The 14,644-nt window shown below is 45.7% G+C and carries 14 protein-coding genes; 6 read left to right on the forward strand and 8 right to left on the reverse strand.

Annotated features, from left to right (window positions below; genetic code table 11):
• Positions 1-33: 33 nt before the first annotated feature.
• Both IGJ74_RS16815 and IGJ74_RS16820 read right to left on the reverse strand, forming a co-directional pair.
• Positions 34-2,682: an HAD-IC family P-type ATPase gene (locus tag IGJ74_RS16815; protein ID WP_087664533.1), complete on the reverse strand. Its 2,649-nt coding sequence runs from the start codon at positions 2,680-2,682 to the stop codon at positions 34-36.
• 343 nt (positions 2,683-3,025) lie between these two features.
• Positions 3,026-3,661 carry an NAD(P)H-binding protein gene (locus IGJ74_RS16820; protein ID WP_008380239.1) on the reverse strand — a complete coding sequence of 212 codons (636 nt, stop codon included), beginning with the start codon at positions 3,659-3,661 and terminating at the stop codon, positions 3,026-3,028.
• A 600-nt stretch (positions 3,662-4,261) separates the two neighbouring features.
• On the opposite strand from IGJ74_RS16820, the gene IGJ74_RS16825 reads away from it, so the two are divergent.
• From IGJ74_RS16825 to IGJ74_RS16835, 3 genes are all read left to right on the forward strand, one after another.
• On the forward strand, positions 4,262-5,263 hold the full coding sequence (locus IGJ74_RS16825) for a bile acid:sodium symporter family protein (protein ID WP_008380241.1): 1,002 nt from the start codon (positions 4,262-4,264) through the stop codon (positions 5,261-5,263).
• Complete coding sequence (locus IGJ74_RS16830) at positions 5,199-6,299, forward strand: iron-containing alcohol dehydrogenase family protein (RefSeq protein WP_218193084.1); 1,101 nt, start codon at positions 5,199-5,201, stop codon at positions 6,297-6,299. Before IGJ74_RS16825 ends, IGJ74_RS16830 begins: the two co-directional genes overlap by 65 nt.
• A 288-nt stretch (positions 6,300-6,587) precedes the next feature.
• Positions 6,588-7,337: a SagB/ThcOx family dehydrogenase gene (locus IGJ74_RS16835; RefSeq protein ID WP_087664531.1), complete on the forward strand. Its 750-nt coding sequence runs from the start codon at positions 6,588-6,590 to the stop codon at positions 7,335-7,337.
• A 141-nt stretch (positions 7,338-7,478) separates the two neighbouring features.
• Here the strand turns inward: IGJ74_RS16835 and IGJ74_RS16840 are convergent, their stop codons facing one another.
• Positions 7,479-7,916, reverse strand: a complete 438-nt coding sequence (locus tag IGJ74_RS16840; protein ID WP_087664530.1) for a MerR family transcriptional regulator — start codon at positions 7,914-7,916, stop codon at positions 7,479-7,481.
• Between the two features lie 164 nt (positions 7,917-8,080).
• Between IGJ74_RS16840 and IGJ74_RS16845 the strand changes: the two genes are divergently transcribed.
• Both IGJ74_RS16845 and IGJ74_RS16850 read left to right on the forward strand, forming a co-directional pair.
• Positions 8,081-8,821 carry an SDR family oxidoreductase gene (locus IGJ74_RS16845; protein ID WP_087664529.1) on the forward strand — a complete coding sequence of 247 codons (741 nt, stop codon included), beginning with the start codon at positions 8,081-8,083 and terminating at the stop codon, positions 8,819-8,821.
• A gap of 363 nt (positions 8,822-9,184) precedes the next feature.
• Positions 9,185-9,391: a hypothetical protein gene (locus tag IGJ74_RS16850; RefSeq protein ID WP_081119228.1), complete on the forward strand. Its 207-nt coding sequence runs from the start codon at positions 9,185-9,187 to the stop codon at positions 9,389-9,391.
• A gap of 70 nt (positions 9,392-9,461) precedes the next feature.
• Here IGJ74_RS16850 and IGJ74_RS16855 read toward each other — a convergent pair whose 3' ends face one another.
• The 5 genes from IGJ74_RS16855 to IGJ74_RS16875 form a co-directional block, all read right to left on the reverse strand.
• Positions 9,462-10,778, reverse strand: a complete 1,317-nt coding sequence (locus IGJ74_RS16855) for an MATE family efflux transporter (RefSeq protein ID WP_218193083.1) — start codon at positions 10,776-10,778, stop codon at positions 9,462-9,464.
• 331 nt (positions 10,779-11,109) lie between these two features.
• On the reverse strand, positions 11,110-11,370 hold the full coding sequence (locus tag IGJ74_RS16860; RefSeq protein ID WP_005230585.1) for a metal-sensitive transcriptional regulator: 261 nt from the start codon (positions 11,368-11,370) through the stop codon (positions 11,110-11,112).
• Positions 11,367-11,666 (reverse strand): rhodanese-like domain-containing protein, encoded by a 300-nt coding sequence (locus IGJ74_RS16865; protein ID WP_086316652.1) that lies wholly within the window; start codon positions 11,664-11,666, stop codon positions 11,367-11,369. Before IGJ74_RS16865 ends, IGJ74_RS16860 begins: the two co-directional genes overlap by 4 nt.
• Positions 11,659-13,317 (reverse strand): FAD-dependent oxidoreductase, encoded by a 1,659-nt coding sequence (locus tag IGJ74_RS16870; RefSeq protein ID WP_087664527.1) that lies wholly within the window; start codon positions 13,315-13,317, stop codon positions 11,659-11,661. The genes IGJ74_RS16865 and IGJ74_RS16870 overlap by 8 nt, the downstream gene beginning before the upstream one ends.
• Positions 13,318-13,319: 2 nt before the next feature.
• Complete coding sequence (locus IGJ74_RS16875; RefSeq protein WP_008380263.1) at positions 13,320-13,634, reverse strand: rhodanese-like domain-containing protein; 315 nt, start codon at positions 13,632-13,634, stop codon at positions 13,320-13,322.
• Between the two features lie 424 nt (positions 13,635-14,058).
• Between IGJ74_RS16875 and IGJ74_RS16880 the strand changes: the two genes are divergently transcribed.
• Positions 14,059-14,532, forward strand: a complete 474-nt coding sequence (locus IGJ74_RS16880; RefSeq protein WP_052533231.1) for a DUF3955 domain-containing protein — start codon at positions 14,059-14,061, stop codon at positions 14,530-14,532.
• Positions 14,533-14,644 lie beyond the last annotated feature (112 nt).

A 14,644-nucleotide genomic window follows, 5' to 3' on the forward strand; every position in this document is an offset into this window, starting at 1 on the left:
TTTTGCCTGAAAAAAAATACAAGAAAACCTAGGTTAAATATTTTTTCTTGAGCGAAGCCATTTATCGAACTCCGTCACGAGTAAGACGACCATCCCGGAAGCTGCTGAGATGACCCAGCCGATCAAGGACATGTCCTCCGTATGAAAGGCGCTTTGCATAAATGGAACATAGGTCAATAACAGTTGCAGAACCAGCATCACACCAATGATCACGAACGCTTTTGGATTGGTGAAGGAAGCTTTAGAAAACGCTGGTGCACTGGTACGGATGTTGAACAAATAAAAAATCTTACTTAAGACCACGATATTGACCATCATGGTACTAGCAACGGCTTCGCTGACGCCTTGCAGCAAGAGCCAGTCATGAGCGATCAAACTGATGACTGCCATCAAGATCGATACATACGCCATCTGCCAAATATCGTGGCGATTCAACAATTTATTGCCTGTCTTTCGCGGTTTGCGGCTCATGATCCCAGACTCTGCTGGTTCAAAGATAAACGCAAACTGGATCGTAATAGCAGAAACCATGTTGATCCACAGCAGTTGCGTCGCCTGCAACGGCAATTCTTTTTGCATCATGATCGTAAAGGCAATGATCAGCCCTTCGGCAAAAGATGTCGGCAACAGAAACAGAATGCTCTTTTTGATGTTGTCATAGATTCTGCGTCCTTCGCGAATCGCTAAGGACATGGTACCGAAATTGTCATCGGTCAAGATCATATCAGCAGAGTCTTTGGCTACATCCGTGCCGCTGATCCCCATCGCTACACCGATATCCGCCCGCTTCAACGCAGGGGCATCGTTGACCCCGTCCCCTGTCATCGCCGTGACTTTACCTTTGGCTTGTAGCGCTCTGATAATGTCCAATTTATTTTTCGGCGTGGTTCGTGCAAAGACTTGATTCGTCAAGGCAGCATCCTGAAATTCGGCTTCACTCATCTGATCCAACTCGGCACCAGTCACGACGTGAATCTCATCCGCTAAACCAAGCTTTTCCCCAATCGCTTTGGCAGTCAGAGGGTGATCCCCCGTGATCATTTTTACTTGAACACCGGCTTGGTTCATTTCCTTCAGGGAAGCGATCACTTCTTCTCGCGGCGGATCGATGATCCCGGCGATCCCTAGTAATTGCAGCCCTTGCTCAAAAATCGTTTCATCAATGTGATCAATCGAGACTTTCTGATAGCCCACCGCTACCACCCGTTTGCCTTCTGCCGACAAGCGGCGGACATGGCCTATCCAATAGGCTTCATCAAAAGGCGCCGCTTGTTTTTGCACCATTTCAAACAATTTATCTGGGGAGCCTTTAACAAATAACAAGCGCTCCCCCGCAGGGTTTGCCACTAGTTTCGCCATGTAGCGGTTGTCCGAATCAAAGGGCAGCATATCCAGTTCTTGGTAAGCGGGTGCTTGCGGATAGGCAAATTGCTTATGATACAGCGTCAAAAAGGAGCCGTCTGTTGGTTCCCCATTGATCGTCCAGTGATTTCCTTCTGGCACCAATACCGTATCGTTGGCTTCGTAGCCAGCTTCCAAAAACAACTGCAAGATGTCTTGCGTGCGAACGTCCTCCTGCTTTGGACGAATCACGCCCACCGGCGCATAGCCGTCACCCGTCACTTCATATTCCTGCTCAGCCAATACGATGTCTTTGACCGTCATTTCATTTTTGGTCAGGGTACCGGTCTTATCCGTCGCGATCACATCCACTGAGCCTAGCGTTTCAACCGCCGGCAGTGTTTTGATGATGGTGTGCTTGTTTTTTGCCATGTCGCTGACACCCATCGCCAAAACCACCGAGGTCGTTGCTGGCAATCCTTCTGGGATCGAGCCGACGATCATGGTGACGACGGCTAAGGACAAGACAGAGATCGCGTAGGTTTGCTGGAACAAACTGACGATAAACAGCAAGACCGCCACGCCCATGATCACATAGGTGATGCCTTTCCCCAGCCCATCGATTTCTTTCATCAACGGCGTTTTTCGTTCTTCCGTTTGATTGACTTCTGTGGAGATTTTCCCGATCTCAGTCGTGGCGCCGGTAGCGATCACGATTCCTTTCCCGCTTCCTGACGTCACGGAAGTCGAAGCAAACGCCAAATTCCGTTGTTCTGCTAATGGGGTTGCTTCATCCACTAAGGCATCTGTTATTTTTTCCACCGAATCGGCTTCACCAGTCAAGGCGGATTCTTGGATACGCAAGTTGTCGGCTTCGATGATCCGCAGATCCGCAGGCACATTGTCACCGGCTTCTAAGAATACAACATCCCCCGGAACGACTTCGGCAGCTGGAATGTCTTGCCGAATCCCATTCCGATAGACCGTGGCTTCTGCTGATAGCATCTCTTTGATCCGCTCTAACGCATCGGAAGCATTTGCTTCTTGGTAATAACCGATCAACGCATTGACCAGTACGACGATGCCAATGATCACGGCATCAGAGAAATGCCCCATCAGCAGCGTTAAGATGGCGGAGAAAATCAAAATGTAGATGATGGTGTTATGAAATTGCCGCAGCAGCAACCGCCACTTGGCGGTTTTTTTGATCGCTAATTGGTTCAATCCGTAGGTTTCTAACCGCTCGGTTACTTGTGCCTCAGTCAATCCTTGATCGATAGAGGGCACCTGATACTGTTCGATTGTTTCTGACACTGATAACTGAAACTCTTTTTTATTCATTTTTTTTCTTCCTTTTCTTTTTCATTGATGGATAACACAAATAAGCCCCTTATTTAGAAACTGCTCCTAAATAACGCGCTGTTGTTGGTCTCCTATTCAATTAAAAAGTAAGGCAAGTCAAAATAGTGTTTCTGCTCACCGTCACTCGAGTCGCTTGACATTCGTTTACCACCCCCTCTAAAGTTAGCAATAAGCGTAACAAACTATTTTTCCAAAGTCAAGAGTCATCGCTTTCATAGAAATGAAGGGGCATCTCAAAGTTTTTACGAAAAAAAGCCGCACGACAACGATTCGCTGCCGTGCAGTTCCTTCAGTACATTCTCTTCAAGCCCAAAGGCACGCCTTAAAGCTGATCCAGTGCCTCGCTGATCGGTGTTTCTCCTGCTTGGACTTTGATGACTTTTTGATAAGTTGCTGGACGTTCCAGCATTTCACCTAACAAGACGGCGACATCCTCGATCGGGATCGCACCAGAGGTCGTTTCACTGATCTCGATCAAACTAGATCCTGGTGTTTCTTTCAACGCACCCGGCTGCAAAATCGTATAGTCTAGTGCGGTATTGTCGATCAGCCAGCGATCAGAGAAAAATTTGGCGATCGTGTAATCCATCAATGACGCCATGCCTTCCCTTTGCCACTGTTCAGGTTCTAAGGCATAGGCTGAGCTAAGGTGGATGTAGCGCTTGATTCCTTTTGATTCAGCGGCTTGCATCACTTTGACCGCACCATACAGATCAGATTGCAGCAAGTCTTTGCCTCGGGAACCCGCCACGAAGTATACCGCTTCCGCATCTGCGAATTTGGCCGCCATCTCTTCCGGTTCCGTGTGTAAATCAAAGAACACGGGCTTGATATTCTCCGTTTCTGTGATTTTCTCACTGCTGCGCGCACCAGCATAAACGATGTGTCCTTGTTTTTCTAGAAAGGCGATCAATTTTTGGCCCACCCGTCCGGTAGCACCAACGACAAAAATTTTCATTTTCTTTACTCCTCTCGATTCTTTTTCCAACTCTTGCTAGTATCATCGTAGGACAAAAACTTAGATCCAACAACTATTCTGTTTCTAAACGAAGGAGAAAAAGGCACAGCACAAACCAATTCTTGCTATTTTTCCCCATAGAAACTCATGTTTTTAAAAAAACACCCAAAAAAATGAAAAAAATTTTCTCAAACGATTGACAAAGCCTTGACTCTTTTGTAGACTAGGTAGAAATAATTTAAATATTTAGAAAATTCCAAATAAAGAAAAGGACGGTGGCGTATATGACCCGCACCAATGTTAGCAAACGAATTATTTTATTATTATAGTCGGGACTGTTTGATTTTATACATTCAAAGAGTCCCTATTCACATTGCATCCAAAAAGAAGATCAGCTTCTTGAGATGGAGTGTTTTTTTATACCCATTTTCAAGGAAGCGGCCTTTTGCAAGCTGACACATTGATGTCAGATAGATCCGAAAACGCTCGTTGAACAACTGCTGCCGATTCCCCACGGTTATGCACTGCACTTATTCTAAAGACCCCTTCTGTTTGAACACTTGATTGGTCATGCAGAAAAAGGAAGGATGATTTTTTCTTATGAAAACCGTCAACACGATCGCTGCTTTTGTAAACAAGTATTTGATCTATATCATGATTTTATTGATGATCGTCTCTTATTTTTTCCCGCAACCCTTCTTATGGATTCCGCCTCGTACAACGATTCTTCTGAGCATCATCATGTTTTGTATGGGGATGACTTTAAACGTTGCTGCTTTTAAAATGGTCGTCTTACAGCCTAAAGCATTCATCTTAGGAGTGCTTTTCCAGTTCACCATCAGTCCTTTGGTGGCTTACGGCTTAGCGCAGCTGTTTGGTCTTTCTTCCGGTTTGATCATCGGGTTTGTCCTACTAGGTTGCGTTTCTGGTGGAACCGCCAGCAATGTCATGACCTTTATCGGCAAAGGCGATGTCGCCCTCACCGTTTCTATGACCACGGTATCGACCTTGTTAGCGACCGTCGTTACACCCTTTTTGGTTTACGTCTTGGCTGGTCAGTATACCGAGATCTCCTTCTGGGAAATGCTCTTGTCTGTCTTGCAGATGGTGCTTTTGCCGATCATTTTAGGGGTGATCGTCCACAAACTCATTGCCAAGCACATCGAGCGATTCCTACAATCATTTGTGTTGATTTCTTCCGTTAGTATCTTATTGATCGTTGCCGGCACTGTCGCTCGCAACGGTGCCGTCATCGTCCAATCTGGCTTGATCGTGATTTTCTTAGTCTTGCTCCATAACTTGATCGGCTACGGTGCAGGCTATGGTCTGAGCCGTGTGATGGGCGTCAGTGCCACCCAAGCCAAATCCATCATGTTTCAATTAGGAATGAAAAATACCGGCCTAGCGATCTCGTTAGCCAATGCCCACTTTGCCGCCATTGCTGCAGCCGTTACCCCTGCCGCAGTCGGCATGGTGATCCATCAAATTACCGGACCAATTTTAGCCAATCTCGTGGCCAAGAAAGAAGGAAAACAGTATGAGTCAAAGTATCTTTTTGCCAAACTACACAATCGGGGCGGACGCCTACGAAAAAGTAAATGACATCGTAAAACCATACGGCACCAATGCCGTGATCATCGGCGGAAAAACCGCCCTTGAAAAAGCCGAAGACAAGATCAAAGCCGGTTTAACGTCAGAAGTCAAAGTGACGGATACCTTGTGGTACGGCGGCAACTCGACCTATGAAAACGTCGATCAGCTGTTAGCCAATCCAAGCGTCCAAGCCGCCGATGTTCTATTCGCCGTTGGCGGCGGCCGCGTTTGCGATACCGTCAAAGTGGTTGGAGAAAAAGCAGGCAAACCAGTCTTCACCTTTCCAACGATCGGCTCCAACTGCTCACCAGTCACCGCGGTCTGTGTCATCTATAAAGAAAACGGCGAGATGCAAGGGCTGTTTTTCCCTTCGCAACCACCGACCCATGCCTTTATCGACAGTGAGATCATCGCCCAGGCCCCCGATAAGTACTTATGGGCAGGAATCGGCGATGCCCTCTCCAAAGAGATCGAATCGACGTTTTCAGCGCGGGGCGATGAGTTAGACTACACCGATGGATTAGGCATCCAAATCGGCAAAATGTGCACGGAACGATTATTGCAATACGGCACACAAGCCTTGAAAGACAGTGCCGCCAATCAGCCGTCTTATGCCATTGAGCAAGTCGTCTTGGATATCATCGTGACCACCGGCTTAGTTTCCGTCTTAGTCATCAATGATTACAACTCCGCCCTTGCCCATTCCTTTTACTACGGAACGACCGTTTTGGAAAAAATGGAAGACTATTTACACGGCGCATCCGTTAGTTACGGCGTTTTGGCCTTGTTGCAGCTCGATCAGCAAGATGCCCTCTTCCAGCGCATCTACGCCTTTATGAAGGAAAACAAACTGCCGGTTTGCCTAGCGGATATGGGCCTTAACGACACCAGCGATCTTGAGGCAATCTTAGACAAAGCAATGACCACCAATGACATCGTCCACGTGCCTTATGAGATCACGCGAGAAATGTTTAAACAGGCAATCCTAGACGTGGAAGCCTATCATGCCAAACAAAACCAAGCAGCATTGGCAACTGCGAATTAAATGAAGCCCTCCAGCAATTCGTTGCTGGAGGGTTTTTGTATGGCCTTTTTTTCTCTTACGTTTGATTGCAGTCGGTTTGGATTTCATAAAAAATATTCATAGCAAGTTCATACGATACTACTCATTATCTAGGTCTTTAGAAAATATTAAAAAGCACAATCAGCCTATGATACGACTGAGAGACTGCTTACCTCCCTAATTATCTACTTGTGAATAAAAGCGCATGAAAAAGCAATCCTTGTTATACTTATAAATAACACGAAGTCCTTAGGAAAAGGAGGAACCCTCATGACCCGTTACCAACGATTTCGCTTTGCTCATTTAGGCGCTCTTTGGATGCTAGGCTTACTCCTCACTGGCTGCAGTGCGGATACAGCACCGATTGAAGAACAACCGACTACCAACACCGCCACTTCTTCTGAACCTGCGGTTTCCTATGAAACCTTTCCACTGCCGCAACCGATCTTAGACGGGGAAACCAGTGTGGCGGAAGCTCTCTTCGAGCGGCGCTCGCAACGAGATTTTCAAGACACTGAGCTAACACAAGAACAGCTGGCACAGCTTTTATGGGCCGCTGCCGGTCTCACTACAGAAGATGGTCGCCGGACAGCGCCTTCGGCTGGTGCCTTGTATCCCTTAGACCTCTATGTCGTGGTCACACAGGTAACGGGGCTTGAGCCAGGGCTTTATCTGTATCAACCTGAGCAACATGCCTTAGAAAAAATCCTTGCTGGTGATTTTCGGACCTCATTGGCGGAAGGTTCGTTGGATCAGCAAGCGATCCAACAGGCACCTGCCACATTGCTTTATACAGTGGTTTATGAACGACTGATTGAGCGCTATGGGGACCGAGGAATCGAACGCTATGCCTATATCGAAGTCGGTCATTCCGCCCAAAACGTCCTTTTACAAGCCCAAGCGTTAGGCTTAGGCGCTGTGCCGATCGGCGCCTTCACGGATCATGAACTCAAAGAATTATTACAACTGCCGACGGAAAATGAACCCCGCTATTTGATTCCAGTGGGGGTTATTGAGTAGCGCTACTGAATAACAGAGCCCATTTTCGTGGGATTGTCAGTCTTTCATTAGAAAACGGCGACTGGCAAGGTTGATTTTCCCAGCAAAACCAGTAGAATTGAAAAACCACCTGCAAAAACAGCAGGTGGTTTTCCTCTTTGCTTACAGCTTGTATGCTCGGACTTCTTCTGGTATTTCTTCTAGCGGTAGCTCTTTTACTACCGCTTCGGTGCCTGCTTTCATCGCCGTATCGTAGTACCAGCATTTGTATTTGATCGTATTCATCGTTTCTTGCAAGGCTGCCATTTGCTTGGTGACTTCTTCCAAACGTTCATGAAACAGCTGCTGCCGTTTCTGCAAAGACGCATCGCCTTCTTCGCCCCAATCCAAGAAATTCTTGATGTCTTTGATGGGCATGCCGGTATTCTTCAAACAATCGATCACTTTGATCGTCGCCACTTCTTTTTCTGAAAACACCCGAATGCCGCCATTGCTTCGGGCCATATTCGGAAACATTCCTTCTCGATCGTAGTAACGTAGTGTCGAGATGGGGATGTTAGTCGTTTTTGATACTTCACCAATCGAGTAACTCACTTGCATCGCTCCTAAAAAAGTTTTGTTTATCGCTTGACCTAAACCTAACTTCAGGTTCTACAATTAAAATACACCGCAAGCACTGTACTGTCAATCACCCGTCATCTCGCAGGTTTGGGTTTGGCAGCAGCAGGATTCGATGAAAAAATCATTCACTGGAGGAAAGACAAATGACAGAAATCAAAGAAAAAGTTATCGTAATTATGGGAGCCTCTTCAGGAATTGGGGAAGCAACCGCCGTTAAGCTAGCCGAACAAGGGGCAAAAGTAGTAATCGCCGCCCGCCGCGAAGAGCGCATCAAAGCACTGGCTGAACAACTAGGAGAAAATGTCTTGTATCAAACAGCCGATGTCACGAATCGCGAACAAGTCCAACAAGTCATTGATTTAGCCATGACCTCCTTTGGTCGGATTGATGTCCTTTTCAATAATGCTGGTATCATGCCTCAAGGAAACTTAGCAGAGTTGAACTATGACAGCTGGCAAAAAATGCTGGATATCAATATCATGGGGGTATTGAACGGGATCGGCGCTGTGCTGCCCATCATGCAAAAACAACAAGATGGCTTGATCATCGCCACTGACTCAGTTGCTGGACATGTCATTTACCCGGGATCTGCCGTGTACAACGGGACAAAGTTTGCGGTTCGTGCAATCATGGAAGGCTTGCGCCAAGAAGAACGTGAACATGGCATTCGCTCCACCATCGTCTCTCCGGGAATGGTCTCCACGGAATTGTTTGAAACCGTCGGCAATGCTCAACTAGAAGCAGCCTTGAAAGAAACCTCTCGCGTAGAAGGCAACAGCCTAACGCCAGAAGATGTAGCAAATGCAGTGGTTTATGCCATTCAACAGCCCAAACATGTGGCGATCAGCGAAGTCTTGCTGCGCCCAGCAAAACAAACCGTTTAAGCTATTTCTACTAGCCCGTGAAACCTGCTATCCGCCTGAGGCGATCGCAGGTTTTTTTGTCGTCAAATCCCGCCGTTCCCCTAGGAAAAATTACTTGTTTTTCTTGTAACACCCGCTTGTCCGAGTAATGTAAACCAATCGTTGCTTTATGTAAACGACTAGGTTCTGTTGCTACGGGGGAAATTTTTTTATACTTAGTACAAAGCTTCCGTATAAAACGACCAATCAGAAACGAACCTACCGTATTTCTCTTATTTATGAATAGCCGAGCATGATTGATATCCCGCCTTCACCGTTGACTTGCAAGTATTATTAGCTGTCCTCTTTTAGTACTTGCTTTTTATAAAAGAATGGAGTGAGTGTATGAATGTGAAACAGCTGCTCGTCATTGCCGAGCAACGAAGAAATATCACGAATCAGAAATTGACCTATGCAGAAAACTTCTTGGCGGCCGGCTACTCCGCTGCCGAATTGCTGGCAGACGAAACCTTTCTCGAATTAGAGCGAAGGGAAACCCAACTGATTGCAGAACGCAACGCTATCTTTTACGAAGAAGTCACCCACAATTAATCTCCCCTGTCCAATTGTAGGCGACGAAAAAGCGAAGGATCAGCAGCACCTTCGCTTTTTTCTATCCCCCTCAAAGGCGTCCTTTGCCCTGAGGATAACGCTGCTTGATCGTCCAATAAAACAGCCCTGCAAAGAAACTGACGAGAATCAGGAAATTCAAGCCGTATAGACAGTAGAGGAAGAAAAAGTTCAGCTGCCCACTGCTCCAAAAGCCCGTGATTCCCATTAAAACCAGACTGTTGACGCATCCTGTCAACAGACAAACCATGCGACTGCACTCCAAACTTTGTAATAAGTATTTTGTGATTTCATATAACGGACTGACGAGCATTATCCCCAGCATGATTGGCAAAATAGCTGGCAACAAGTCTAAAACAGCGACATCTGTAGTAAACAACTGGAAAAAAGCAGAACGAAAGCCCCAGATCAGACTGGCGATTCCAACATAAGCCACGAAAGAAGAAGCGAAGGCACTTTTTCCCACTGCTAAAATCTTCTGACGATTTTTCTGACCATTCGCCTCACTCGCAAAGACGGTCACTGCGTTGCCATACATCAAAGCAGGCAACCGTGCGATCATCAATCCTTGGCTGCCGATCGCATAGGCGGCCAGCGTACTAACACCCAACCGTGAGACGAAAGCTTCAAAAGCAATAATAAAGACTAAGCCTTCAAAGCATTCCTGAATCATTAAGGGGATCGATTTTTTCAATAAAAAGGCGCGTTTTCGTGGTCTTTGTTTTAGCCCTCTTGCTAGACTTTCTCTTAAAAGAACCCCATAAATTCCCAGCAAGCACAAAGTCGCAAGCATATTTGCGATGCCACTGCCTAAGACCCCCATGGCGGGAAAACCGAGATTGCCGTTGATCAATAAATAGCTAAGCAACACCTGTACCAACGCACTAATGATCGAAACACCGAGGATGTAGTTCGTTTTCTTTTCAATTTTTAAAAGACTAGTAAAAACAAACGTGACTAACGTAAGTAAAATATAGGGGGACATGATTGCAAGATACAACGTCGCAGTTCCTAGCAGCTCCCCGCTAAATCCGTAAACAAGCTGTAAAATGTCTCGTCCAAAAAGCAGGAAAATCAGCAAAAAGCTCACACCGATCGCGACTACTAGAAAAAGAACCGACGACAGATAATCATTTAACTGCGTCTCTTCTCTTTGCCCGACTGCCTTTGCGCCATAAATATTAAAAGCCAGCCCAATCGCACCTAAGATACCCGCAAAAGCATAGAGAAACCCGTCGATCAGTGCGATCGCCGCCAGCGCTTCCGTGGATCTTCTTGAAATAATCGCTAATGAAACTTGTGCAATAATGATTTGAAACAAATTGGAAGCAATCAAAGGCAATGTAAAAGACTGTATTTTTTTGTTCAAGAAGCTCTCCTCTCTCCTTCGCCATAACTGCGCAACGCCCACCCGCTAATTGTGATTCACATCACAATATAAGCGATCGTTAATAGTCGCAAATACTCAACGACCCATCAGGCGTTTTGACGTTTCTCCCTCCATTTAACCATACAGCCTTCTCGGTGTATATTCCTTCATAATTAAAAAACAAAACATACCGACAATCTCCGCTTGTTTCCTCTATTGGTGTCGACAAGCAATCACTGATGAAGAATAAAAAGGTTCAGAAGAACATACTGCTCTTCTGAACCTTTTCTATGGGATGATAAAAAACGCGACAAACCTTTCAAAAATCCCGCTATTTCTTCACGATCAGCTGAACGGCTTGATCGATTTTCTGCTTTTGGGTTTCCGTGTCGCTGTCTGGATTTTCCAAACAATTTTTCAAATTCTCAGCGACAATGATCCCCATAATACGGTTGACGCTGGAACTAACGGCGGACAATTGCGTGATGACATCGACGCATTCTTTCTCGTCTTCGATCATTTTTTGAATCCCCCGCAACTGGCCTTCGGTTCGTTTTAACCGATTCAAAATATCTTTGTTGCATGCGGTCATCGTTTGATTTCTCCTCTCCATGCTGACATGCCGCCGAGGACATTGGTCACTTGAAACCCTTGCTGGTTCAAAAACTCAGACGCCATTTGCGAACGAGCCCCTGAATGACAGATGACATAGTAATTTTTATTCTTCTCTAAGTCGCTGGTTTGTTCCGTCAGCTCGCTCAACGGTAGGTTTTGTGCTGTTTTGATGTGTCCTTGTGCAAACTCATCAACTTCTCTGACATCAAGGATCTCAAGCGCCTCACGTTTTTCTTTTTGGGTAAATTCCTCCATAGATATGGCTTTAATCATGAATAATCATCTCCGGCTTAATAGTATTATACAACGAAAAGGCACCATCGAGGTTTTGACAATTGATGCCCGCTTGTTTTAAGATGCGTTCGGCAATGTAGCTTCTCAATCCGCTATGACACGTAACAACATACGAAACACTTGGATCCAATTCAGACAACCGATCTCTCAATTCATCTAACGGAATGTGGAGCGCCTCTTGAAAACGCCCATTATTGGCTAATTCCATCTCTGAACGAACATCCAACAACTGCTTACCGTTTTCTAAGGCCTCCGTCAATTCGTGCCATTGGATATTCTCACTGATTCCTTCTGCCAGATTGATCGCTGCATAGCCAATCATATTCACTGGATCTTTCGCTGAGCCAAAAGGCGGCGCGTAGGTGAATTCCAGTTCAGGCAAGTCAAAGATCGTTAAGCCACCTTTGATCGCTGTTGCTAAAATATCGATCCGTTTATCGACCCCTTTGGCACTGATGCCTTGCGCACCGTAGATGTTTCCAGTATCAGCATCAAAAATCAATTTCAAATAAATATCCGTCGCATCAGGATAATACCCAGCATGGTCTTTGCCTGAAAGATGAACCACCTGAGGATTTAGCCCCGCCAGTTTGGCGCTGCGCTCACTCAACCCAGTGGACGCTGCGGCAAGATCGAATACGCGCACGATCGCCGTCCCAATACTGCCTTTGTTTTTGCGAGTCAGTCCTCCCAATACATCAGCCACTTGCCGACCTTGGCGATTGGCTGGTGACGCCAAGGAGATCAGCGTGTCTTCGTTAGTGATTTGTTGTTTCACAACGATGGCATCTCCCACCGCGTAAATGTCTTTCTTGCTGGTTTGGTATTGCTCATCTACCAGGATACCCCCCCGGTGTCCTAATTGGATACCGGCACGTTTTGCCAAATCCGTTTCTGGTTGGACACCCACCGAAAGAATCGTGATATCTGAAGCCAGAACCGTTCCATCCTCCAGAACGATTTCTTGCCCTGCTTTTTCAAAAGCGGTCGCTGACTGCGAGGTCAAAACATTGACCCCTTGCTTGATCAATTCATTTTTGACATACGCCGCCATTTCTTCATCCAAAGGTGGCAACACGTGTGGTGCTTTTTCCACGATCGTTACTTGTAGGCCTTTTTTATGTAAATTTTCAGCGACTTCTAACCCAATAAACCCAGCGCCAATGATCGTCGCTTTTTGAGGCTTTTTGTCTTCAAGATGTGCCATGATTTGGTCTAAGTCAGGAACATTGCGCAAAGAAAAGGCGTTGGTTGCTTCTTCTAGCCCTTTGATCGCTGGTACTAGCGGTTTTGCCCCCGGCGATAAAATCAACGCATCATAAGATTCCGTGAAGACCTGTTCGCCATGTTTGACCGTGACCGTTTTCTCCTGCGGATCGATCGCCAGTACCTCATGAAAAGGCCGCACATCTAGGTTAAACCGTTTTTTTAATGCCTCAGGTGTTTGGACCAATAAGGCGTCTCGCTCTTCGATCTCACCAGAAATGGCATACGGCAGTCCACAATTCGCAAAAGAGACAAAAGGACCTTTTTCAAAAATAATGATCTCCGCTACTTCTTTAAGCCGACGTAAGCGCGTTGCTGCCGACATTCCTCCTGCTACCCCACCGACAATAACTATTTTTTCCATCGTTACTTTCCTCCTTTGGTTGTTCCCCGCCATTGATTCATGCCACCGCGAACATTGACCACATCAAACCCCTTTTTATTTAGGATTTTGGCTGCTTGTTTGCTTCGCATCCCTGATTGGCAAATGACTGCCAGTTTCTTGTCACCTTTTTGAGTGAAGCCCGCAATCTTGTTTAACGGTACATTTTTGGCGTAGGCAATGTGCCCGCTACGGTACTCCGCCGGCGTGCGAACATCCAGAACCGTCCATTCTTTGGCTCCTTCTTTTTGTAAATCTGCTGTTGACATACTTGGTATGCGTTTAAATAATGAAAACATTTCTTGCTCCTTTCTTATACCCCTCTGGGTATATTAAACAAGATGTTTCCCTTTTTGTCAACTAAGTGATTTTCTTTAAGAAAAGAAACTTGCTGTTGCGTTGCTCCCCACTCGATAAACTGTCATGTATCGAACATGTACCAATCAAGCAAGAGAAAAAACGAGCCACATATTTCCTTCCCCTTAGCCTCAGTGCTATAATAAACAAAATGATATGCAGTAAAAATAACATGCTTCAAGGTCACTTTGTCACAGACGTTTTTCACGACCTCAGAATGAAAACGATGCTCCTCTCAAAAAAACAGCAGATAAAAAACGACGCAAGCACCACTTTCCCTTGATTTATCAAGAAGCAAGCCCTGCTTTCTTGGAAACAACGCGGGTTTCGACTATGCTTAAGTCACATCAGCGAAAGGAAAAAAAGATGGAATTTGGCGAAAAAATCAAAGAAGTACGCACAAGAAATAACTTGACCCAAGAACAATTTGCCACTCAACTACACGTGACGAGACAAGCCGTTTCGAACTGGGAAAACAATCGCAATCTACCAGATTTAGAAATGTTGATTGCCATCGCCACGATTTTTCAACTCTCGCTTGATGAATTGATTTTAGGAGGAACTCAAGTGAACAAGATCACTGAAAAACTAATCAAAGACGGCAGCGAGACCCGACGCGCCAAACTCAATTTGATCACGACCTTGATCGGAACATTTTTACTACTATTCGGCTTTGCCTGCTTCTTCATCAAAGCAAGCTCCGTGGAATACATCGATCAATCCGGCATTTTACATGAAAATTTCTATCTAATCCCCGTAGGATTTTTGTTCCTATTGGCTAGTTTCGTAGTATTTGCGGGAACCGGGATCAATTATTTTCGAGCTGCTAGAAGAAAATGACGCGAAAAAACTCGATTCCAAATGATGGAATCGAGTTTTTAACTTTTGTTTAATAAAGAATAGTCCCTTCAATGAACACTGTCCTTCAACCAAGCAGCATTTCCAGACTCTA

This window comes from Enterococcus sp. AZ009 (genome assembly GCF_050548785.1).
Classification (GTDB): Bacteria; Bacillota; Bacilli; order Lactobacillales; family Enterococcaceae; genus Enterococcus_D; species Enterococcus_D entomosocium.